Raw genomic sequence first — 23209 nt, 5'->3', positions numbered from 1 at the left:
GATATTAGTTAACTAAAAAGGGCTGTTAAAGCCCTTTTTTGATTAAGTACTGATATGGCAATTGCTCTATTTGCTGTGCCACTAAGGTGTGGTCCATAAAACGGCAAAAGCTCGGAATGTCACGAGTGGTGGACGGGTCGTCCGCGGTAATTAGCAAAGTTTCGCCATTGTTCATCTTGCGCACTGTACCACGCAACATCATAACAGGCTCTGGGCATCGAAGGCCCATGGCATCTAAAACGTGATCGGCTTTGTCGAAACTCATCATGAAAACTACTTGCTTAGTAAAACGGCTATTTTACCCAAATTTAGGGTAAGAAAAAAGGCGGGAGCACAGTGTGCATCCCGCCTTTTTGTCACCAAAAGCGGTTATTAGGGACGCTCAAACACAGTAGCGATACCTTGTCCTAAGCCAATACACATGGTCGCAAGGCCGTATTTCGCGTCCTTTTCTTCCATGATATTGATAAGTGTTGTGCTGATACGTGAACCAGAGCAACCTAGTGGGTGGCCGAGTGCGATAGCGCCACCATTTAGGTTTACCTTTTCATCCACTTTATCAAGTAAGCCAAGATCTTTAAGCACTGGCAGTGACTGTGCAGCGAATGCTTCATTAAGTTCCGCAACATCAATGTCATCAATGGTGATACCAGCCATTTGCAGCGCTTTCTTACTTGCTGGAACTGGACCGTAACCCATGATTGATGGATCGCAACCAGCTACAGCCATAGACTTAACGCGAGCACGAATTGGTAATCCAAGTTCTTTGGCTTTGTCTTCGCTCATTACTAACATGGCTGATGCGCCATCAGAGAGCGCAGATGAAGTACCTGCGGTTACGCTACCCGAAGCAGGGTTGAACACTGGACGTAGCTGCGATAAACCTTCAACAGTCGTTTCTGGGCGAATTACTTCGTCATCTTCAACTAAAGTTAGTGCGCCGTTTTCGTCATGGCCTTCCATCGGTAAGATTTCTTTCTTGAAGCGACCTTCAACAGTTGCAGCGTGAGCGCGTTGATGTGAACGAGCACCAAACTCATCTTGTTGTTGGCGGCTAATACCATGCAGTGTTGCTAGGTATTCAGCTGTTAGGCCCATCACACCCGCTGCTTGCGCCACAGATGTTGCTAGACCTGGGTGGAAATCATTGCCATGAGTCATCGGCACGTGGCCCATGTGCTCAACACCACCGATGATGTATGTGTCACCTGCGCCAGTCATAATTGCACGTGCTGCATCATGCAGTGCTTGCATTGATGAACCACATAGTCGGTTTACCGTTACGGCAGGCACTGAGTGTGGAATACCCGCAAGTAATGCAGCGTTACGGCCTACGTTAAAACCTTGCTCTAGTGTTTGCTGTACGCAGCCCCAATAAATATCATCAATCGATGCAGGGTCTACGGCTGGGTTACGATCAAGTAAGCCTTTCATCAAGTGTGCACTGAGATCTTCAGCGCGTTTGTGACGGAACACACCGTTTTTTGAGCGGCCCATCGGTGTACGAATACAATCTACGATAACAACGTTTTTCATGATTATTGTCCCTCCACTTGATAGAACACACGGCCTTGATCAGCCCACTTGCGTGTCTCGTCAGACACTTGGTAAATCGCGCCTAGATGCGCGTATTTATCAGCTGCAGCAACAAAGTTAGCTAAACCAATTTGGTCTAGGTAGCGGAATACACCGCCTCGGAATGGAGGGAATCCAATACCGTAAACAAGTGCCATGTCAGCTTCTTGTGGTGAGGCAACAATATTCTCTTGTAGACAAAGAAGTACTTCATTAATCATTGGTACCATACAGCGGTCAATGATCTCTTGCTTATCAAGCTCTTTTTCACTGTCGAATAATGGTGCTAGTAATTCCAGAGCTTGTGCATCTTGGCTCTTCTTCAAGCGGCCACGGCGATCCGGAGCATAGCTATAGAACCCTTTTCCATTTTTCTGACCAAAGCGCTCGGCATTAGCCATGATAGTTACAGGGTCTTTTTCTTGACGTGCCATACGCTCAGGGAAGCCATCAGCCATCACGCCAGTACAATGGAATGCGGTATCAATACCCACAACATCGAGTAGGTAAGCTGGGCCCATAGGCCAGCCGAAGATGTTTTCCATGACTTTATCGATTTTGCTAAAGCTCACACCTTCGCTAACCATTTTGCTGAAGCCCGCGAAGTATGGGAATAGCACGCGGTTTACGAAGAATCCTGGACAATCATTCACAACGATAGGCGACTTGCCAAGCTTTAATGCGTAATCAACAACCGCATTCACGGTTGCTTCCGAAGTCTTTTCACCGCGGATGATTTCCACTAAAGGCATACGTGGAACAGGGTTAAAGAAGTGCATACCACAGAAGTTTTCTGGCTTTTCAAGTGCGGTTGCAAGTTCATCAATACGAATAGTCGACGTGTTTGAAGTCAGTACAGTGCCTGCAGGCATTGATTTCTCAAGGTCTTTGAGGACTGCTTTTTTAACGTTTGGATTTTCAACCACAGCTTCAACGATGATGTCGGCTGCTGTTACATCAGCATCATTAAGCGTTGGTTTTATCTTGCCTAGAACGCCGACCATTTTATCCATACTCATGTGGCCGCGCTGTACTTTTTTACCCAGCAACTTTGCCGCTTCACCCATACCAAGGTCTAGTGCGCCTTGATTGATGTCTTTCATGATAATGGGCGTGCCTTTATAGGCTGATTGGTAAGCTATACCGCCACCCATGATACCCGCACCAAGCACTGCGGCTTGTTTGATTTCGGTATCACTGTGTTTCGCAAGCTTCTTAGCTTTGCCTTTGATGTATTGGTCGCTTAAGAAAATACCTGTTAATGCCGCAGCTTCTTTGGTTTTAGCTAGCTTAGCGAAGTTAGCATTTTCAAGTGCCATTGCCTCGTCGCGACTCATATTTGCAGCTGCTTTGATGGTTTTAACGGCCATCACTGGAGCAGGATAATGACCTTTGGTTTTGCCCATGACCAGACCTTCGGCCATAGCAAAGCTCATACCTTGCTCTACTTTATTCATTTTTAGTGGCGCTTGCTTTTGCGCTCGACGTTTTTGCCAATCGATTTTGCCAGCGATAACTTGCTCTAGCATACCGATACAGGCATCAAGTAGTTTGTCGCCTGCAACAACAGCATCAACTGCACCAACTTTTAGCGCATCATTGGCACGGTTTTCTTGGCCTGTCGTGATCCACGTCATTGCGTTATCAGCGCCGATTAAGCGAGGTAGGCGTACTGTGCCACCAAAGCCTGGCATGATACCTAGTTTAGTTTCAGGTAAGCCGATTTTTGCTGAGTCACTGGCAACACGAAAATCTGTAGCAAGTATCCATTCACAGCCACCGCCGAGAGCCATGCCATTTACGGCACTCACAGTTGGGAAAGGTAAGTCTTCGAGTGCGTCAAAAACGTCGGTCGCGTTTTTAATCCAACCGACTAGTTCTTCTTCTGGGCGCTGGAAAGTAGGTAAAAATTCGAAAATGTCTGCGCCAACGATGAAGTGATCTTTGTCACTGGTGAACACCATACCTTTGATGTCATCACGTTGGGCTAATTCTTTAATTGCCTGATGGCAATCAGTTAACGTCTGCTGAGATAGCTTGTTTACTGAACCTGGTACAGTGAACTTAAACTCAGCAATTTGGTCCTTTATAAAAGAGACTACAAAGGAATCGCTCTGAAATATCATGGGTATCTCCCTTTGTTTCACATGAAACTGGTACGATGAGTTGGTTGTCAGATCAGTGTCGCGTCTTTAAATGCAAATTGCAATGAAAATTTAAAGTTAAAATTTACATACGGTTAAACTCAATTTGAAAAAAGGATGCGATAAAAACACGTTTATACGCGGTTATTAAAGCTCAAAACATACTCATATATAGTACAGTTAGTAAGGAGTCACAGACTTATTTATGACAGTGCGCCTTTTTAGCCCGTGGTGGCTTCTTCACTGTTAATGTTTCACGAAATACAGTTAGGGATATCATGAAACGAATTTTTCATACCTTGCTGGCCGCCTCCTTACTGCATTTGCCGAATGCAGTGTTTGCCAGCAGTGATAACGATGCCTTCTTGGCTGCGGAAAAAGTAGCTCGTGCGGGGAATTACAAAGAGTTCTCTCGTCTTAATGGGCAATTAGATCATCCACTAAAACCATATGTGGAACTCGCCTTCTATAAGTATCACCCACATATAAAATACCAGACTGAAATTGAACAATTTCTACAGGTATACCAGCACACACCTTTGGAATGGCCTGTGCGTAGAGCATGGTTAAATTATTTAGCTGCAACGGGGCGTAAGGCCGAATTTGTAGCTAACTACGCACAGACGAGCAGCGCGGAGCTGACGTGCCGATATTTGGAGTATCAGTTACAGTTAGGCGCACCTGAAAATGCCATATTGAATCAAGTAGATGACATCTGGGTTGCTGGTAAATCATTGCCAAAAGAGTGTGATAATTTATTTGCCTTGTGGCGTAAAGCGGGTAAACAAACGCCAGAGTTAGTATGGAAACGACTCGGTCTAGCGGCTCAAGGTGGGCAGTATCGTCTGGTTGGCTATTTAAAAACTCAGCTACCTACTGAGCAACGCTATTTGGCGGATTTATATTCTGAAGTGAAAAAAGACCCTAGCGCCGCGGCTGGGCTTTATCGTTATAAAAATAAATCACCACAAGAGGCTGAAATAGCTTTATACGGTGTGAAGCGTTTAGTCTGGAAAGACCCTGATTTAGCTATTCGTGCCTGGGTGAAGCTCGAGCGCATGTTCAACTTTACCGATGAGCAGCAAAGCGAAATACATTATGCGTTAGCCTACACCTTGGCTGTTAAACGCCACGATGAAGCACGGTTTTGGCTCAATAAGGTGGCCCATGACAAGCAAGATGCAAAGTTGGTGCAATGGCATTTGGCTAACATGTTGCGTGAGCAGGATTGGCCTGGGATTATCGCGTTCTTCACCCCCAAAGATAAAAGCGCATTAAGTAACGGTCATCAATATTGGTTAGCGTATAGTTATTTCCGTCAGGGTAACTCACAGCGTGCTAATGATATTTGGTTGAAGTTGGCACAAGAACGGGACTATTACGGCTTTTTGGCTGCAGCCCGCTTAGATTTACCGATCAGCTTAAATAACCAAAAATTAACTTTACCACCGGGACTCAAAGAAAAAGTTGAGCAAGCGCCTGGTTTTAAACGAGCGCGTGCTTTCTATGAATTGGAACGCACGACCAGTGCGCGCCGAGAATGGAATTATTTAGTGGATACGTCCAGCAACGCAGAGAAGCTAGCTGCATCAGTTTTAGCATCAGAGCAGGGGTGGCACGACAATGCTATTTTCACTCTTGCGCGGATGGAGGCGTGGGATTACGTTGATTTACGTTTCCCTGAAGCCTACATAGATTTATTCCAGCGTTATAGTCGCCGTAACAAGGTCGACCTTGATTGGAGTATCGCCATAGCGCGCAGAGAAAGCTCCTTTGCTCATGACGCAAGATCTAGCGCTAATGCCCGCGGCTTAATGCAGCTACTGCCCAGCACCGCTAAATATATTAATCGCAGTGCGATATCTTCTAATCGCCTCTACGATCCGAGCATCAATATTAATCTGGGCACAAAATATCTTAATTACTTGGAAGAAAAGAATCGAGGTAATCAAATATTGGCAACAGCTTCTTATAACGCTGGCTATCATAAAGTAAAAAAATGGATACCCGATGAGGCTATGCCTGCCGAGCTGTGGATAGAATTGATTCCCTACAAAGAAACTAGAAATTATGTGAAGAATGTCTTCGCATACCGTCAAGTTTACTTGGCGAAGCAAGGGAAAGAGGAGAATATCCTCGCCACGATTCTGGATATGAGCATTGGTGGTTAGCTCCGAGTGTGGGGGCTATGTTAGACTGGTCAGAATAACAAATACTAAAGTGGGTGATACATGAATACATTAGCGGTTTTATACGCTGAACATATTGCGACCCTGCAAAAGCGCACTCGTGACATTATTGAACGTGAGAACTTAGACGGATTAGTTATCCATTCTGGCCAAGCAAAACGTCAGTTTTTGGATGATATGTATTATCCATTTAAAGTGAATCCGCAGTTCAAAGCCTGGTTGCCTGTGATTGATAATCCGCACTGTTGGATTGTTGCTAATGGCACGGATAAGCCCAAGCTGATTTTTTATCGTCCTGTTGATTTCTGGCATAAAGTGCCTGACGAGCCAAGTGAATACTGGGCCGATTACTTTGATATCGAGTTGCTGGTTAAACCAGAGCAAGTAGAAAAGCTATTACCTTACGACAAAGCACGTTATGCCTATGTAGGTGAGTATTTAGAAGTTGCGCAAGCGCTGGGTTTTGAATTAATGAATCCGGAGCCAGTGATGAACTACCTGCATTATCATCGAGCCTATAAGACCCAATATGAACTCGCGTGTATGCGTGAAGCGAATAAATTGGCAGTTGCAGGGCATAAAGCGGCGCGCGACGCTTTTTACGCGGGCAAGTCTGAGTTTGAAATTCAGCATGCATACTTGTTGGCAACCCAGCATAGCGAAAATGATACGCCTTACGGCAATATCGTTGCTCTCAATGAAAATTGTGCGATTTTGCATTACACCCATTTTGATAGTCGTGTGCCACAGCAGCATCGTTCATTTTTGATTGATGCCGGTGCTAACTTTAACGGCTATGCTGCGGATATTACCCGCACTTATGATTTTGCTCGCCAAGGTGAATTTGCAGAATTGGTCAGCGTAATGAACGACCACCAAATTGCCCTATGTAATTTGTTAGCACCAGGCAAGCTTTACGGTGAATTGCATCTTGAGTGCCATCAGCGCGTTGCTCAGGTATTGAGCGATTTTAATATCGTTAAGTTACCTGCAGATCAAATCGTTGAAAAAGGCATTACTTCAACCTTCTTCCCCCATGGTCTTGGTCACCACATTGGTTTACAAGTTCATGATGTGGGTGGATTTATGGCTGATGAGTCAGGCACACATCAAGCGCCGCCTGAAGGCCATCCTTTCTTGCGCTGCACCCGTAAAATTGAAGCGAATCAGGTTTTCACTATTGAACCTGGCCTGTACTTCATTGATTCCTTACTGGGAGACTTGGCTGCAAGCGAAAATAAGCAATACCTCAATTGGGATAAGATTGCCGAGCTAAAAGCGTTCGGTGGTATTCGCATTGAAGACAACATTATTGTTCATGCCGACAGCCTAGAGAACATGACTCGCGAGTTAGCGCTAGACTAACTGACTTCTTTTGGCGGAGGCTATGTACTCCGCCTTTATCATTCTAAGCCTTATGCCTGAATATGCTTATCCGGCTCAAACCCTGAGCCATGAAGAAGAAATTAAAAAAAGCACCTTTATTGTGCATATTGCACATACCCCCGATATAGACAGTGCCAAAGCCTTTATTGCACGTATCAATCAACAATACCCTGATGCGCGACATAACTGCTGGGCTTACGTCGCAGGCGCTCCCGGTGGCAGCCATGTATATGGTTTTTCTGATGATGGTGAGCCCAATGGTACCGCAGGTAAACCGATGCTGAACGTGCTTCAGGGTAGTGGGCTTGGTGAAGTATGTGCAGTGACAACACGCTACTTTGGTGGCATAAAGTTAGGCACAGGCGGACTAGTGCGCGCTTACGGTGGCACGCTTAATAATGCGCTCGCATTATTGCAAACTTGCATCAAAGTACCGAGTGTGGAGTTAATCGGTGACAGTGACTATGCTCTACAAGGGCAAATAGAACAATGCCTTAACTCAAATTATCAAGTATTGAATATCAATAAGGAATACGGCGGTCATATTGGCTGGAGTATCGAGATCGATGAGCGCCAAGCGCAACAAGCGATAAAAGATATTTTTGATTTAAGCCATGGTACTGTTGAGTTAAAAATAAAACAGTAAGACAATAACATGCAAATAAAAACTACGATGATGCGCTAAATGCAATACCGCACGATAATAAAGATACTCGGACAGCTTGTTGCTTTGTTTAGTATCACAATGGTTCCACCGGCACTCGTCTCATTAATATACAAAGACGGTGGTGGTTTACCTTTTATCCTCGCGTTCATCTTTAGTGTTATCGCAGGCTTATTTGCGTACTACCCAAACCGCCGAGAGCATGGTGATTTAAAGGCACGAGAGGGCTTCTTAATTGTTGTGTTGTTCTGGCTGGTGCTTGGTGCCTTCGCATCTTTACCTCTGATTTTCTTAGATGCGCCAAAGCTGTCGTTGGCAGATGCGGTGTTTGAGGCGTTCTCTGGATTAACAACGACCGGCGCGACGGTGCTCACTGGCATAGAATACCTGCCTAAATCGGTGTTGTTTTACCGCCAGCAGCTACAATGGCTCGGTGGTATGGGTATCATCGTACTTGCCGTTGCTGTCCTTCCTATGCTTGGCGTTGGTGGCATGCAGCTCTATCGTGCGGAGACGCCGGGCCCAGTAAAAGATTCGAAAATGACGCCGCGTATCGCCGATACTGCGAAGCATCTTTGGTATATCTATGTGTCTTTGACCTTAGCATGTACTTTGGCTTATTGGGTCGCAGGAATGAGCTGGTTTGATGCCATTTGTCATGCGTTTTCAACCATCGCAATTGGTGGCTTCTCTACTTACGATGCATCGATGGGTTATTTCGATAGTCCTGTGATTAATATTATTTGCGTGGTCTTTTTATTAATAGCTGCGGTGAATTTCTCATTGCACTACGCAGCGGTGGCCTCTCGTAGTCCGAAGATATATTTGCGAGATCCTGAATTTAAAGCGTTCTTACTCATTCAAGCGGCGCTGGTAATCGTGTGCTTTGCGGTGTTGTCGTCTAACAACATTTACGCAAATGGCGATGAAACCTTAGACCAAGCTATGTTCCAAGCTGTGTCGATTAGCACCACAGCAGGCTTCGCTACTGACAACTTCTCGGCATGGCCACTATTTCTTCCTATTTTGCTTATTTTCTCAAGCTTTATTGGAGGTTGTGCGGGGTCAACAGGTGGCGGAATGAAGGTGGTTCGAGTGTTCCTGTTGTATCTGCAAGGTATTCGCGAGCTCAATCGCTTGGTACACCCACGTGCCATTTACTCTATTAAGCTTGGGAGAAAAGCGCTACCAGATAAAGTCGTTGAGGCTGTTTGGGGGTTCTTTTCTGCGTATGCCTTGGTCTTCGTGATTATTATGATCAGCCTCATGGGAACTGGTCTTGATAACATCACTGCTTTCTCTGCAACCGCAGCATGCTTGAATAATCTAGGCCCAGGATTAGGTGAAGTTGCAGCTCACTATGGTGATATTAGTGATAGCGCTAAATGGATTCTGACTTTGGCTATGGTATTTGGTCGACTAGAGATCTTCACATTGCTAGTACTATTCACTCCAACATTCTGGCGTGGGTGAGACACGGTCGCTCATCGGACTAAGTGTGTCGAACGCGAGACATGGATGCCTGAGCTTGGCTCTCGCGCCAAGGCGTTTTATTACTTCCTAAAAGCTCCTACAGTTCTTAAGGCTTGCTCGGGAATGTCAAACTCAATCCAAACCTTGGGGTGTGTATATCACTTCAAACTTTAGCCCAGTGTATGAGTGTACAACCATAAAAGGTACGAGGAAGGCCGCCTAAATAGGGTTTTAAATCAACACCAGCCTCTACTGTTGCCAAAAAGCAACAGATCAACAAATAACCTATGTCTGCACGGCGATAATGTTTCAATAATCACACGTTTTAACTCTAACAAACTGATTTTTAACAGTTTAAAAAATAAATTTATTCATCAGATTTGTGACTAGGCTAGCCATGTTCAGTTAAATGTCAGTTACTCACCCATTCAATCATCATTACGTATCAAGCAAGGGGTTTTTGAAAGCTATTAACACGCTGAATTTATTGATATTTTTTTAAATTGTTGTTTTGTGTTGCCAAACAGCAACAGATAATCGCTATAAACATCGGTTTTATGACCGAATAAATTCCCATCTATCTGTTTTTAAAGTGTTTTTAATAGTTGGCACTGCTTTTGTAATAGTGACTGTGACTTAAATATGTGAGGCGAAATAGTTCGCCACGAGTTCACACTCATTATTAGGAAGGAAGAAACTATGAAACGTATGACTTCAACTTTAGCACTAATCACTCTTGCAGCATCAAGCGCAGCGTTCGCTGCTGATTTCAGCGCACTTGACGTAGATGGCAACGGCGCAATCTCTATTGAAGAAGCGGCAGCTGACAAGGCAATCGCAGAGCAGTTCGAAGAGCTAGACACCGATGGTAACGGTGAGCTTTCACAAGCTGAATTCGAAAAAGCTGAGTAATTTTAGTCCGCCCATTGTTAAAGAGGAGCCTGTTATGAAAAAGGTAAATCAAGTAATTGCGCTTGCGGCACTAACCAGTGCTTCAGCGGCATTCGCGCTAGACGCTACTTTTGAGAGCGTAGATTTAGATAGCAATAACAGCATCAGCATGGAAGAAGCATCGAAGCTTCCTGAGCTAATGAGCCAATTTAAAGAGCTTGATGTAAACACTGACGGTGAGCTTTCTCGCGAAGAGTTTGCTGCGGCTGAATAAGGAAATGACAATGAGCAAAACAGCAAAAGCACTTGCATTAGTCTCTTTGGTTAGCGCGTCATCTGCATTCGCTATGGATTTAGAGTTTCACACAGTGGATGTCGACAGCGACGGTGCTATCAGCATGGAAGAAGCTGCTAAATATCCTGAATTAATGCAGCAATTCAAAGACCTAGACAGCAACAAAGATGGCGAGCTTAGCGAAGAAGAATTCGCAGCCGCACAATAGTCTTACATTTTAGATTTGGAGAATATTATGAAAACAACTAACACTTTACTAGCGATGGCAATCCTTGCTTCTTCTTCAGCAGTATTTGCAGCTGAAACGATGACTTTCGAAGCATTAGACGTTGATGGCAACGGCAGCATCAGCAAAGAAGAAGCAACAGCAGAAGCATCAGTGCTAACTAAATTCGACGAGCTTGATGTTGATGGCAACGGCGAGCTATCACAAGAAGAATTTGCTCACGCAGAGTAAGATCCAGACCCATCAGAGCAACGAAAGCAGCTCTTAGTCTTCGACTAAGACTGCTTTTTTTATGCTTACTTTAAAGGAACATGGCGCTTACTTGGAATAGTTTCTCGACAACGTGAATATGCTTTTTATCAATAAGGAACATGATCACATGGTCGCCACTATGAATTACCGTATCGTCGTGAGCAATTAACACATCATCATTGCGCACAATAGCGCCTATGGTTGCGCCCGGCGGCAATTTGATCTCCGAGATTGCACGGCCAACGACCTTGGAGGTGTTTTCATCGCCATGAGCAACAGCCTCAATTGCTTCGGCCGCCCCTTTGCGTAGCGAGTAGACGTTGACGATATCTCCGCGGCGAACGTGGGTTAAAAGTGCCGAAATAGTCGCTTGTTGCGGTGAAATGGCGATATCTATCTCACCACCTTGCACTAAATCTACATAGGCTCCACGCTGGATTAACACCATGGTTTTTTGTGCACCCATGCGCTTAGCTAGCATAGCTGACATGATGTTTGCTTCATCATCGTTGGTGACCGCGATGAACACATCAACTTGCTCTATATGCTCTTCAGAAAGTAGTTCTTGGTCTGACGCATCACCACAAAACACCACTGTATCGTCGAGCATTTCGGAAAGCTGTTCAGCACGACCTGGATTACGCTCCAACAGTTTTACGCTGTGGTTTTTTTCCAATGAGCGGGCCAAACCAGCACCAATGTTACCACCACCGGCAATCATAATTTTCTTGTAAGAGCGTTCGAGTTTTTGCAGCTCGCTCATTACTGCACGAATGTGTTTGGTTGCAGCGATGAAAAATACCTCGTCATCAGCTTCAATGACGGTGGTACCAAGTGGTTTTATCGCTTTACCTTGGCGGTAAATGGCCGCCACTCGGGTCTCAACATTAGGAATGTGCTCTTTAAGCGCAGACAGTGCGTAACCAACCAGCATCCCGCCGTAGTAGGCTTTTACAGCCACCAACGACAATTTACCGTCAGCGAATTGCAATACCTGTAGCGCGCCGGGGTAATCAATGAGGCGACGAATATATTTGGTAACCAAGGCTTCCGGAGCGATGTAATGATCCACAGGCAAGTCGTCATTATGGAACAACTGCTGACGGTATCTTAAGTACTGTTCAGAGCGAATTCGGGCGATTTTGGTCGGAGTATTGAAAATACTGTAAGCGACCTGACATGCGACCATGTTGACTTCGTCCGAACTGGTTACAGCGATAATCATATCAGCATCTTCGGCGCCAGCCTTGCGCAGTACATCAGGGTGAGCGCTGTGGCCATTGACCCCTTGCAAGTCATATTTGTCCTGCAGCTCCCTTAAGCGATCCCCGTCGATATCGACTACGGTGATCTCATTTTGTTCGCCAACCAGGTTCTCTGCCAGCGTGCCGCCAACTTGGCCTGCACCTAAGATGATAATTTTCATGGCAATATCACTGTTTTATTATTTTTGCGTAGTAAAAGCCGTCAGTTAACCCAGGAAGCATTTGCCAGCCGGGTTGGTCTGTTGTATCAGCGTCATGTAGTGGTACGTGCAATGCGTCGTCGTGGTGTGCTAGGAACGACTTAATCTGTTCCTGATTTTCCTCGCTCAGCACTGAACAAGTTGCGTATAACAATACGCCACCCGATTTAACTAGTGGCCAGATAGCTTCAAGGATTTGCGCTTGTAGCTTGGCTAATTCGTCGATATCAGTTCCCCGACGTAACCACTTTATATCAGGGTGGCGACGAATAACACCTGTTGCTGAACATGGTACATCAAGGAGTACACGATCAAATTGCTCACCTTTGTGCCAGCTATCAGTATCTTGCGCCTGAGCACAGATAAGTTCGGCATCCATGTTAAGACGATCTAAGTTCTCGCGTACGCGATCCAAGCGTTGTGCATCGGCGTCCAGAGCAACCACGTTTGCGTCGGCTAACTCTAAGATATGACACGTTTTTCCACCAGGCGCTGCACAGGCATCTAAAATTCGTTCACCGTTTTGTGGGGCGAGTAGTCGGGCTGCTTGTTGCGCCGCGGCATCTTGCACTGAGCACGCGCCATCGGCAAAACCCGGTAGTGCAAAGACGTCCATCGCCTTGGTTAAGCGAATTGCATCTGCAAACTGGTCATCTAGAGTAAATTCAATCCCTTTTTCACTGAGGCTATCCGCGTATGCTTGGCGACCATTAAGTCGATTGTTTACGCGTAACCACATCGGTGCCTGCTGCTGATTATTCTGAATGATGGTCTGCCATTCATTAGGATAATCACGTTGTAACTTTTTAATAAACCACCCTGGGTGATTGTATTTACACGCGTCAATTTGTTGTGCTTGCTCTTCAAGCTCTATCTGACGGCGTTGGAAGTTGCGTAGCACCGCATTAACGAGCCCCTTCAAGCCTGTTGCACGCATCGATTTGAGCGCATTCACCGTTTCGGCAACTGCTGCATGCTCTGGTACACGCATGTGTTGCAGTTGATACAAGCCGACATACAGCAAGAATTGATAAACACGGCTCTTGCCTTTAAGAGGCTGTTCAAGCAGTTGTTGGCAGTAAAACTCTAAACTTGGCAAATAACGCAGTACGCCAAAGCACATCTGTTGCATTAACGCTTTATCTTGGGGGCTTAAATCGCGGCTATAACGTGGCAGAGCGACAGACAGAGAAATGCCCTTGTCGACAACTTGAAACAATGTGTGCGCCGCTTGGGCGCGCACATTACTCATTATTGTTGCCTTTAGCGATAGCGAGAGATGAGCCTACTTCTACCCATGATGCACGACCATTAAGGAAATCTTGGCAGGACATCGGCTTTTTCCCTTGGGGCTGTAGCTGGGTTATACACAGGGCGTCAGTTGCGCACGCGATAACAATCCCCGTTTTGTCTGCTCGCAGTATGGTGCCCGGTACGCCACTTTCTGCAACAACCTTTGCTTGCCAAACTTTGACTGTGTTGCCAGCCATTTCCGTGTAGCTTACTGGCCAAGGGTTGAATGCACGAATATTACGCTCAAGTTGCACTGCATCAAGTTGCCAATCTAGCAAAGCTTCTTGTTTAGACAGCTTCTTCGCATAGTTAGCTAATTCATCGTTTTGCTTTTGTGCTTGAATGCATTCGATGTTTGCCAGTGTTTCTATAAGCGCTTGCGGCCCAAGCTCGGCGAGCTTTGCGTACAAAGAGGCTGATGTTTCATCGCTCGCAATAGGGCAGCGGCTAATTGAGAGCATGTCACCTGTGTCGAGGCCTTCATCCATCTGCATGATAGTGACACCCGTTTGTTCATCACCGGCCCAAATTGCACGTTGAATAGGTGCAGCGCCACGCCAGCGTGGCAGTATTGAACCATGCACGTTGATACAACCCAGTTTTGGGGTGTCTAGGACATCTTTAGGCAGTAATAAGCCATACGCCACAACCACCATGATATCAGCGTTAAGAGTCGCTAACTCTTGCTGAGCAGCATCGCTTTTTAAGCTCTGTGGCTGGAAAACTGGTAAGTTATGCTCAATAGCTAGCTCTTTTACTTCACTGGCCTTGAGCTTTTTTCCGCGTCCTGCAGGGCGATCTGGTTGGCTGTAAACACCAACTATCTCATGCTCTGAATCAATTAATGCCTGCAAGTGGCGCGCGGCAAAATCCGGAGTACCGGCAAATACGATGCGAAGGGGGTGTGTCACTGTCATTCCTTTTAAGCTTTGGCTGCTAGGCGAGCTTCTTTTTCAAGCTTCTTACGAATGCGTTGGCGCTTGAGTGGCGATAAATAATCGATAAACAAAGTGCCTTTTAAGTGATCCAATTCGTGCTGAATACAAATAGCGAGTAAGCCATCTGCATCAAGTGAGAATTCTTCGCCGTTTTCGTTTAATGCTTTTACAGTCACTGTTTCTGCACGATCTACCTTGGCGTAAGAGTGAGGTACTGACAAACAACCTTCTTCGCTCACTGTTGAACCATCTTTGTGCGTGATTTCAGGGTTAATTAGGATGATCGGCTCATTGCGATCTTCTGAAACATCAATGACGACGATGCGCTGATGGATATCCACTTGGGTCGCCGCTAAACCAATGCCATTTTCGTCATACATGGTTTCTAACATGTTTTTCGTGATTTCTTTCACGCTGTCATCAACTTGCTCAACTGGCTTTGCTATTGTGCGTAAACGTTCATCTGGGAACCTAAGTACTTCTAAAAGTGCCATAATTGCCTTATTAAAAATTGTGCTAAATATCAGGTATTGTGTTATGTTTTTATTTTAGCCATTCGTGTGCACCTTTAACAGGTTATTGGGTAATAATTATAATAAAACAAGCTTTAGGAAGCTCATTACAATGATTAAACAGCTATCAGCTGCCGTATTTGCTCTTGCGGTTGCTTTTCCATCATTAGCAGATGTCTTAGCCGTCAAAGAAGACGCTCCGGAACAGTATGTGGTGAAAAGGGAGATACACTTTGGGATATCTCTGCTATTTATTTGGATAAGCCTTGGCTGTGGCCAGAGCTTTGGCAATTAAACCCACAGGTCGACAACCCTCACCTTATTTACCCAGGCGATACGCTTTATCTTGTGTATGATGCACAAGGTCGACCGCGTTTAGTGGGTAAGCGTCCGGATAACTATCAAAAGTTATCACCACACGGCCGTAAGACCCTTAAGCGAGATGCAGTACCGACTATTTCACTTGAATTGCTGCGCCCATTTTTGACTTACGAACAAGCATTAAGCGAAGAAGAAATTAATGCTCAACCTTATGTGCTTGGTGCGAATGAGAACGTCAAACGTTCTACGCAAAGTCACATCTTGTATGTTAAAGGTAACTTAGAGCGCAATCGCAGCTACGCGATTTATCACAAAAATAGACCGTACATTGATCCAGAAACGGAAGAAGTATTGGGCTATGAAGTAAAGCTGGTTGCTACCGCTAAAGCGTTCAGAAGCGGCGACGTAGATGCAGGTGTGCCTTCATCTGTATTTGTTGATGGTGTTAAGCGCGAAATAAATGCTGGTGACTTCTTGATGCCTGTAAGCCAAGGACAAAGCTTGCCGGCAAATTTCACTATGCAACGTCCTGAAACAGACATTGATGGTGAAATCATTGCTTCATCAAATGAGTTACGTGAATTTAGTCAGATGGACATCGTGGTATTAAACCGCGGTGTGGTTGATGAATTGAAAGCGGGTCATATGTTGGATATTCGTCGAGAATCACCAACAGTAGTAGATGGCCGTAAAGGGCCTCAATACAAAGAAGATTCAAGCACATACGAAAAATTCATGTCTAACATCGAAGAGTCGATTGGTTCTGAAGAGGATGAGAACAACCGTACTTGGCATATGCCGAAGGAGAAAGTCGGTGAGCTCATGATTTTGAAAGTTGAAGATCGTGTGAGCTATGCCATCATCACTAAAACAATGCAGCCCATTCGTGTTGGCGATGTAGTAAGCGCTGAATAACCTCGCGCTTATCACCTAAAGATTTTGGGTTGTGCTCAAGGAGGGAGCATGGCGCAGAGTTATCCAATTCCATCGGCCTCTTCAGAGGCCGATTTACTTTATGCTGATGCACGCTTACTGGCGCTATCTGAGATACGCGGTCTTGGCCTAAAATCAGCAGTAAAATTATTAAAACGCTTTTCTCTGTCAGAGCTATTTTTTATGGATGCCCAGCGTCTGAACAATCTAGGTTTGACTGCTGATTTTGCTGAAAAGTTGATGTCGGTGAGCCTTGACTCAAGCCTTGAAAAACTAGCCGGTTATCGCGCAGTAGGCATCAACATCATCAGTATGGCCAGTCCATTTTATCCCAGTTTGCTATTTGAATTACCAGACCCACCTTTACTGCTTTTTTGCCGTGGAGACGTTACTTTGTTGGAACAGCAGCAAGTTGCAATTGTTGGCAGTCGTGGGGCTACTGTAAGTGGCAAGCAGCAGGCGTTTCGCTTAGCTTCTGAATTAAGTGCTGCGGGATTGGTGATTACCTCAGGGCTAGCTTTAGGTATCGACACTCAAGCTCATTTAGGGGCGCTTGCTCATTCTGGGGCGACCATTGCGGTGTTAGGAACGGGAGTCGATATTTGTTACCCAAGACGTAATTACTCTGTATGGCAGCAAGTCGCTGAACGAGGTTTATTAGTGAGTGAGTTTTTGCCAGGGACTGTAGCGAAAGCACAAAATTTCCCGCGCAGAAACCGCATTATCGCAGGCTTGAGTATGGCCACATTGGTTGTGGAAGCTGAGCAAAAGAGCGGTTCACTAATCACCGCCGAGCTAGCGATGGATTACAACAGAGAGGTCATGGCAGTGCCTGGAGCGGTTAACAACCCGTACACCCGGGGTTGCCATGCGTTACTCAAGCAAGGAGCAGCTTTAATAGAAAATAGTGAAGATGTGCTGAATGAATTAGGTTGTTCAGTGCAAAAGGGTCTATATATTAATAAGCAGGTTGAGCAAAAAGAGGGTGACAAACCATTACTTCGTCATATTGGTTTTGAGCCGACCAGCATCGATGAGATTGCTAGCAGCTCAAACATACCAATCGCGCAATTATTAACGCTATTAATAGACTTAGAACTCGAAGGCTTAATTATCAGTACTTCGGGCGGGTATACGAGAATAGGGGGCGGGTGACATGTTTGATATCCTAATGTATTTGTTCGAAAACTATATCCACAGTGAAAGTGAGATATTTGTTGAGGAAAACGCGCTCACCGATGAGCTGCTCAAAGCTGGGTTTAATAGTCCCGAAATCTATAAAGCCTTGGATTGGTTGGAGCAACTCGCTCAACTTCAATACAGTGACGAAAGTCCTTACCTTCACACCGCGCCAGCAGCTGCATGTCGTATATATACTGATGAAGAAAGCATTAAATTGGACGTGCAATGCCAAGGGTTCCTATTGTTTTTAGAACAAGTGGGGGTAATTGACGCAACAACACGTGAGATGGTGATTGATAGGGCTATGGCGCTTGATCACATCCAAATTGCATTGGATGACCTTAAATGGGTGGTGCTTATGGTGCTGTTGAGCGTCCCAGGAAAAGAGCACGCTTATGCGCAAATGGAAGATCTTATTTTTGACGATCCGAATCCCACTTTGCATTAAGCTTGAATTTCGCGCCGCTGTAAGTATATTGAGCGCACATTGACCAGCAGGTTACCTTCTTGGGGTGCCCAATAGCGAGCGCGCATGACTAAAATAGACCATTCATTATTTAATGCTGACAAACATGCCCTAGAAAAAGAGTATGAGGTGTGCCCTGAGTGTGGCAGTGAATTAGTAATGCGTCATTCCAAGTCGGGCGCGTTCTTGGGTTGCGCAAGTTATCCAACATGTCACTTTATTCGTCCTTTGCATCAGCATGATACCAGCACAATCAAAGTATTGGATGATAACCCTTGCCCTCAATGCCAAGCCCCGTTAGCTGTTAAAAACGGTCGTTTTGGCATGTTCATTGGTTGTACTAACTTCCCTGAGTGCCACTACATTGCCGACCAACGTGAGCAAGAAGAGAATGAAGTCAGCTTACCTATGTGTCCAAAGTGCAACAAAGGCACCTTAACGCAGCGCAGCAGTAAGTATGGCAAAGCATTCTATTCCTGCGACGCTTACCCTAAATGCAAATACAGCATTAATTATCCGCCTGTTGCAGTAACCTGCGAGCAGTGCCAATGGCCGGTGATGATGAAGCGCAACTTTGCCGAAGGACCTATGTTACAATGCCCGCAAAAGACCTGTGGGCACAAGCAGCCCGATAATTTGGAGACCTCAGAGTGAGCGACTCAGTGCAAGAAAAAACCGCGCTAAGCAGTTTACAGCAAGGCGACGTAATTCTTTATCCAACCGAAGCTGTGTATGGCTTGGGATGCGATCCAATGAATCAAGCAGCAGTTGAAGCCTTGCTAGCCATTAAACAACGCTCAGTTGAAAAAGGCCTGATTCTTATTGCCGATAATTATGGCCAATTACTACCCTATGTTGCAGATCATAAAATCCCGATGGATAAGCGTGCAGATATCTTCTCACAATGGCCTGGGGGCGTAACATGGGTGATGCCTGCAGCTGCTACCACACCAAAATGGTTAACAGGTGCATTTGACTCAATTGCAGTGCGTGTGACCGCGCATCCAACGGTGAAACGTCTATGCCAAGAATTTGGTGGCCCTATTGTCTCAACAAGTGCGAATTTGAGTGGTCAAGACCCAGTAACAAGTATTACCCAAGGGCAAGAAGTGTTTGGTGAGCAAATTGGATTTTATGTCGACGAGCCACTAGGTGGCGCGCTGCAACCAAGCATTATCAAAGATGCAATGACAGGCCAAATTCTAAGAGGATAACCATGCATTCTGAGTTACTGACTCAAGTCAAAGCATACTTAATGGCGCTACAAGATAAAATTTGCGCCGAGTTAGAAAAAGCAGATGGTGGTGCCAAATTTGTTGAAGATGCGTGGCAGCGTGAAGAAGGCGGCGGTGGTCGTACGCGAGTGATACGTGATGGCAATGTGATTGAACAAGGCGGTGTGAACTATTCTCATGTCTTTGGTGCATCCATGCCGGCGTCTGCTACTGCACATCGTCCAGAGCTCGCAGGGCGTAGTTTTCATGCTTGCGGCGTGTCGTTGGTGATACATCCTAAAAACCCTCATATCCCTACAAGTCACGCTAATGTACGTTTCTTCATCGCCGAAAAAGACGGAGAAGAGCCTATTTGGTGGTTTGGCGGAGGTTTCGATTTGACGCCGTTCTACCCTCAGCGTGAAGATGTGGAACATTGGCATCAGGTTGCACATGATCTTTGCGAACCTTTTGGTGACGATGTGTATCCAAAATATAAAAAGTGGTGTGATGAATATTTCTACCTAAAACACCGTGATGAAACGCGTGGGGTAGGAGGTTTATTCTTTGACGATCTCAACGAATGGGGTTTTGAGCGCAGTTTTGCGTTTATGCAAGCGGTAGGTAATGGTTACCTTGATGCATATTTACCTATCATCACGAAACGTAAAGATACACCATACGGAGACGAACAACGCCAATTCCAGCTTTATCGACGTGGTCGCTACGTTGAATTTAATCTAGTTTGGGACCGTGGAACGTTATTTGGTTTGCAAACAGGTGGGCGTACAGAGTCTATTTTGATGTCGATGCCGCCACTGGCGCGCTGGGAGTATGATTTCAACCCAGAGCCTGACTCGCCAGAAGCTGAGCTCTACACCCACTACTTGAAACCACAACAGTGGCTTTCATAAGTAAAAAACGCGGCAATTAGCCGCGTTTTTTAATCGTCCGTATTTATCATATGTGTCGCAAGTTGCGTCAGCGATTGTCTTAATCCCTCGCGCAAGACAGGGTTATCAACTTCGATATCAAGTGCTTTGTTCATGCAATACATCCATTGATCTCGCAAAGCGGGAGTGACCGTAAAGGGCATATGGCGCTTACGCAGCATGGGATGACCGTATTTCTCAACAAATAAATCTGGCCCGCCAAGCCAACCTGATAGAAACTCAAAGAACACTAGTCTGATTCTATCTAATGGTTGTGGGTGCATATCATATAAAGGTTTAGCGTATTCATCGCTGGCCATAATGTCATAGAATCTATTTGCAAGAGCACGGGCACCTTGCTCACCACCCATTAATTCATATGGCGTACGCTCAGTTGTTGGGTGCTCACTGTGCGCGGACTGAGAATTTTTTGCATCTTTGCTAAAGATGCGTTTTAGTAACTGCTTCATGGCATGCCTAAATAAAGGAAAGGACAATGGATAAATACGCGGTGTTTGGCAACCCCATTGCGCACTCAAAATCACCTTTGATTCACCAAGCGTTTGCAAAACAGCTTGGTGAGCAAATCGAATATGAGCGTATTTTAGCACCGCTGGATGGCTTTGTTGACAGTGTGAAGTCGTTTTTTGACCAAGATGGTCGCGGTGCGAATGTCACCTTGCCATTTAAAGAGCAGGCCTTTGCCATGGTTGATGTGCTGAGTGAAAGAGCTCGTCTAGCAGGTGCTGTTAATACACTGGCATTGCAAGAAGATGGAACATTGTTTGGCGATAATACTGACGGTATTGGCTTAGTCACCGATTTGCAGCGGCTTCATGGCAATATTGTTGGCAAAAGTGTACTGCTTATCGGTGCTGGTGGCGCGGCAAAAGGTGCCGCATTGCCGTTGTTAGAAGCGGGCATTTGCCATTTGCACGTTGTTAATCGAACAGTAGAGAAAGCACAACTGTTAGTATCGAATATCCACCAATACAAAAATATCACTTCTGGAGCCTTAAGCTGCGAAACAGAACAAAGGTGGGATATTGTTATAAATTCGACCTCTTCAAGTGTCACCAACTCGTTACCAGGGATTGATATTAGTTACATCAGGGACTGCGAATTTGCTTATGACATGTTCTATAGCGAGACCGCGACATCATTTATGAAGTGGGTGCAAGAAACCAACAAAAACGCGAGAGTTGCCGATGGTTTAGGGATGCTGGTGGCACAAGCTGCGCATGCTTTTAATATTTGGCGTGGGCAAATGCCCGACTGTGCGCCTATAATAGCTGCGCTAAAAGAGGGGCAACTAACATGAATCAAGCAATCCAGTTTGTAGATAGAGTAGAGTACGACAATGGCATAATTACATTCTATGCCATGGTAAATGGGTTGTTGTTACCCTGCATTATCGATCTTGGTCAAACAGAACGTAGCGATGCTTTGGCTCATTTTGCCAAGCACCGCTTTGACTATGAAGATATCGCACAAGAACAGATCGAAGAAGAAGAGTTTGGCGATGACGGTGAAGTAAAAATTAAGTCACTGGCTTAACTTCGCTAAGGTACTCGTCTTTTAGGCGAACATAGTTATCAGCAGACACTTTCAAAAAGGCACGTTCACTGTCGTTAAGTGGGCGTGCTTGTTTTACCGGGCTACCAACATACAAATATCCTGACTCTAATCGCTTATTCGGTGGTACCAGCGACCCACCACCAATAATGACATCATCTTCAACTATTACGTTATCCATAATAATCGCGCCCATACCGACCAAGATACGATCACCCAAGGTGCAGCCATGCAGCATTGCTTTATGACCTACTGTAACGTCTTCACCAATTATTAGGGGATAACCGTCAGGGTTTGATGAGCTGGCACGTGTTAAATGTAGCACCGTTCCATCTTGAATGTTCGAGCGCTTACCGATGCGCATAAAGTTCACGTCGCCGCGAGCAGCGACCAAAGGCCAGATGCTCGCGTCCTCGGCAATTTCAACATCACCAACTATGACCGCTGACTCATGAATATAGGCAGACTTGTGGACGACAGGGGATTTACCTTTATAACTCTGTAAACTCATAGTGGGGTTCCTACTAATTTCGCACCTCTATATAAATTGATTTAACTGTAACGATGGAGCCAAGCAATCGCAATAAACATTAGTCGTATAAAAAACAGTCAATAGTAACTGTGAACGCCCTTTATAACGTAATAATTGGGTTAAAAACGTAGTAAAAGTGTATCTATCGTCTGCTTTTTGCGCGAACGATCCATTTTTAGTGATTTTCTTTAAAAAAGAGGTTGCGTCGAAATCGTTTCTCCCTATAATGCGCATCCACCGACACGGCGGACTGCTTACAAACAAGCGTTACGAAGTGAAGGTTGAGTCAAGTAAAACTGAGTTTTAAGAAAATTTAAATCTTCTCAAAATTAAGTGTTGACAACAAATCAGGGTTGAGTAGAATGCACAGCCCTCGAGACGCGAAAGCAACTCGAAACCGGGTAACCGGACTGTTCTTTAAAAATATGAAGCAATCATCTGTGTGGGCACTCGTACAGGTTGAGTTCTAACAGCAGATTCTAGTTCGCTAGATGACGCAAACAAATTTAGAGTCTCAATTGAACTGAGTGACCAACGGAAACAAGTTTACTTGTTTCAGCACAGTCAATTCGATTCGAAAGAATCAAAATCAGAATTCAATGAGCGCCGAATCTTCGGATTCAAAAAACTTTTAATTGAAGAGTTTGATCATGGCTCAGATTGAACGCTGGCGGCAGGCCTAACACATGCAAGTCGAGCGGTAACATTTCTAGCTTGCTAGAAGATGACGAGCGGCGGACGGGTGAGTAAT

The 23209-nt window shown here is 45.3% G+C and carries 24 protein-coding genes, 1 rRNA gene and 1 pseudogene; 17 read left to right on the top strand and 9 right to left on the bottom strand.

Going from position 1 to position 23209, the window contains the following annotated elements:
• Positions 1-25: 25 nt before the first annotated feature.
• The 3 genes from tusA to fadB form a co-directional block, all read right to left on the bottom strand.
• Complete coding sequence (gene tusA / locus V1358_RS16140; protein WP_347394288.1) at positions 26-265, bottom strand: sulfurtransferase TusA; 240 nt, start codon at positions 263-265, stop codon at positions 26-28.
• 107 nt (positions 266-372) lie between these two features.
• On the bottom strand, positions 373-1536 hold the full coding sequence (gene fadA / locus V1358_RS16135; protein ID WP_347394200.1) for an acetyl-CoA C-acyltransferase FadA: 1164 nt from the start codon (positions 1534-1536) through the stop codon (positions 373-375).
• 2 nt (positions 1537-1538) lie between these two features.
• A complete protein-coding gene (gene fadB / locus V1358_RS16130) occupies positions 1539-3701 on the bottom strand; it encodes a fatty acid oxidation complex subunit alpha FadB (protein ID WP_347394199.1) in 2163 nt (720 codons plus the stop codon).
• Between the two features lie 296 nt (positions 3702-3997).
• Between fadB and V1358_RS16125 the strand changes: the two genes are divergently transcribed.
• The 8 genes from V1358_RS16125 to V1358_RS16090 all read left to right on the top strand — a co-directional run bounded on the left by V1358_RS16125 (position 3998) and on the right by V1358_RS16090 (position 11074).
• Positions 3998-5890 carry a transglycosylase SLT domain-containing protein gene (locus V1358_RS16125; RefSeq protein WP_347391412.1) on the top strand — a complete coding sequence of 631 codons (1893 nt, stop codon included), beginning with the start codon at positions 3998-4000 and terminating at the stop codon, positions 5888-5890.
• A 60-nt stretch (positions 5891-5950) separates the two neighbouring features.
• Entirely contained in the window at positions 5951-7273 is a 1323-nt protein-coding gene (gene pepQ, locus V1358_RS16120) for a Xaa-Pro dipeptidase (protein ID WP_347394198.1), read from the top strand.
• Positions 7274-7325: 52 nt separating this feature from the next.
• Positions 7326-7940 carry a YigZ family protein gene (locus V1358_RS16115; protein WP_347391544.1) on the top strand — a complete coding sequence of 205 codons (615 nt, stop codon included), beginning with the start codon at positions 7326-7328 and terminating at the stop codon, positions 7938-7940.
• A 39-nt stretch (positions 7941-7979) separates the two neighbouring features.
• Complete coding sequence (locus V1358_RS16110) at positions 7980-9431, top strand: TrkH family potassium uptake protein (protein WP_347391410.1); 1452 nt, start codon at positions 7980-7982, stop codon at positions 9429-9431.
• A gap of 699 nt (positions 9432-10130) precedes the next feature.
• Positions 10131-10343, top strand: a complete 213-nt coding sequence (locus V1358_RS16105) for an EF-hand domain-containing protein (protein WP_347391409.1) — start codon at positions 10131-10133, stop codon at positions 10341-10343.
• A gap of 34 nt (positions 10344-10377) precedes the next feature.
• Positions 10378-10596: an EF-hand domain-containing protein gene (locus tag V1358_RS16100; RefSeq protein WP_347391408.1), complete on the top strand. Its 219-nt coding sequence runs from the start codon at positions 10378-10380 to the stop codon at positions 10594-10596.
• Between the two features lie 10 nt (positions 10597-10606).
• Positions 10607-10825, top strand: coding sequence for an EF-hand domain-containing protein (locus tag V1358_RS16095; RefSeq protein WP_347391407.1), 219 nt, complete (start codon positions 10607-10609; stop codon positions 10823-10825).
• 27 nt (positions 10826-10852) lie between these two features.
• On the top strand, positions 10853-11074 hold the full coding sequence (locus tag V1358_RS16090) for an EF-hand domain-containing protein (RefSeq protein ID WP_347391406.1): 222 nt from the start codon (positions 10853-10855) through the stop codon (positions 11072-11074).
• Between the two features lie 70 nt (positions 11075-11144).
• Here the strand turns inward: V1358_RS16090 and trkA are convergent, their stop codons facing one another.
• Genes trkA through def form a run of 4 tightly spaced genes read right to left on the bottom strand, consistent with a single transcriptional unit; the run spans position 11145 to position 15285 of the window.
• Positions 11145-12521, bottom strand: coding sequence for a Trk system potassium transporter TrkA (trkA, locus tag V1358_RS16085; protein WP_347391405.1), 1377 nt, complete (start codon positions 12519-12521; stop codon positions 11145-11147).
• A 7-nt stretch (positions 12522-12528) separates the two neighbouring features.
• Positions 12529-13812, bottom strand: a complete 1284-nt coding sequence (gene rsmB, locus V1358_RS16080; RefSeq protein WP_347394197.1) for a 16S rRNA (cytosine(967)-C(5))-methyltransferase RsmB — start codon at positions 13810-13812, stop codon at positions 12529-12531.
• Positions 13805-14764, bottom strand: coding sequence for a methionyl-tRNA formyltransferase (fmt, locus tag V1358_RS16075; RefSeq protein ID WP_347394196.1), 960 nt, complete (start codon positions 14762-14764; stop codon positions 13805-13807). The genes rsmB and fmt overlap by 8 nt, the downstream gene beginning before the upstream one ends.
• Before the next feature lie 11 nt (positions 14765-14775).
• Entirely contained in the window at positions 14776-15285 is a 510-nt protein-coding gene (def, locus tag V1358_RS16070; RefSeq protein WP_347391402.1) for a peptide deformylase, read from the bottom strand.
• Between the two features lie 130 nt (positions 15286-15415).
• Here def and V1358_RS16065 point away from each other — a divergent pair.
• From V1358_RS16065 to hemF, 6 genes and pseudogenes are all read left to right on the top strand, one after another.
• Positions 15416-16539: pseudogene (locus V1358_RS16065) on the top strand (LysM peptidoglycan-binding domain-containing protein).
• Between the two features lie 48 nt (positions 16540-16587).
• The gene (gene dprA / locus V1358_RS16060) at positions 16588-17712 is read left to right on the top strand and encodes a DNA-processing protein DprA (RefSeq protein ID WP_347394195.1); all 1125 of its coding nucleotides are present in this window, start codon (positions 16588-16590) and stop codon (positions 17710-17712) included.
• A gap of 1 nt (position 17713) precedes the next feature.
• Positions 17714-18187, top strand: a complete 474-nt coding sequence (locus V1358_RS16055) for a DUF494 family protein (RefSeq protein WP_347391399.1) — start codon at positions 17714-17716, stop codon at positions 18185-18187.
• 84 nt (positions 18188-18271) lie between these two features.
• Positions 18272-18859 carry a DNA topoisomerase family protein gene (locus V1358_RS16050; RefSeq protein ID WP_347391398.1) on the top strand — a complete coding sequence of 196 codons (588 nt, stop codon included), beginning with the start codon at positions 18272-18274 and terminating at the stop codon, positions 18857-18859.
• The gene (tsaC, locus tag V1358_RS16045; RefSeq protein ID WP_347394194.1) at positions 18856-19419 is read left to right on the top strand and encodes an L-threonylcarbamoyladenylate synthase type 1 TsaC; all 564 of its coding nucleotides are present in this window, start codon (positions 18856-18858) and stop codon (positions 19417-19419) included. The genes V1358_RS16050 and tsaC overlap by 4 nt, the downstream gene beginning before the upstream one ends.
• 2 nt (positions 19420-19421) lie before the next feature.
• The gene (hemF, locus tag V1358_RS16040; protein ID WP_347391396.1) at positions 19422-20333 is read left to right on the top strand and encodes an oxygen-dependent coproporphyrinogen oxidase; all 912 of its coding nucleotides are present in this window, start codon (positions 19422-19424) and stop codon (positions 20331-20333) included.
• A gap of 29 nt (positions 20334-20362) precedes the next feature.
• Here the strand turns inward: hemF and V1358_RS16035 are convergent, their stop codons facing one another.
• Positions 20363-20821, bottom strand: coding sequence for a group II truncated hemoglobin (locus tag V1358_RS16035; protein WP_347391395.1), 459 nt, complete (start codon positions 20819-20821; stop codon positions 20363-20365).
• A 26-nt stretch (positions 20822-20847) separates the two neighbouring features.
• Here V1358_RS16035 and aroE point away from each other — a divergent pair, with 26 nt between their 5' ends.
• Positions 20848-21672: a shikimate dehydrogenase gene (aroE, locus tag V1358_RS16030; protein WP_347394193.1), complete on the top strand. Its 825-nt coding sequence runs from the start codon at positions 20848-20850 to the stop codon at positions 21670-21672.
• On the top strand, positions 21669-21908 hold the full coding sequence (locus V1358_RS16025; protein ID WP_347391393.1) for a DUF1488 family protein: 240 nt from the start codon (positions 21669-21671) through the stop codon (positions 21906-21908). Before aroE ends, V1358_RS16025 begins: the two co-directional genes overlap by 4 nt.
• Here the strand turns inward: V1358_RS16025 and V1358_RS16020 are convergent.
• The gene (locus V1358_RS16020; protein WP_347391392.1) at positions 21892-22437 is read right to left on the bottom strand and encodes a gamma carbonic anhydrase family protein; all 546 of its coding nucleotides are present in this window, start codon (positions 22435-22437) and stop codon (positions 21892-21894) included. The two genes, V1358_RS16025 and V1358_RS16020, sit on opposite strands and share 17 nt — an antisense overlap.
• A 653-nt stretch (positions 22438-23090) precedes the next feature.
• On the opposite strand from V1358_RS16020, the gene V1358_RS16015 reads away from it, so the two are divergent.
• Positions 23091-23209 (top strand): 16S ribosomal RNA (locus V1358_RS16015); the annotation flags it as partial.

The organism is Pseudoalteromonas pernae (genome assembly GCF_039831865.1).
GTDB lineage: Bacteria > Pseudomonadota > Gammaproteobacteria > Enterobacterales > Alteromonadaceae > Pseudoalteromonas > Pseudoalteromonas pernae.
This window is presented reverse-complemented; position numbering and strand designations above follow the sequence as displayed.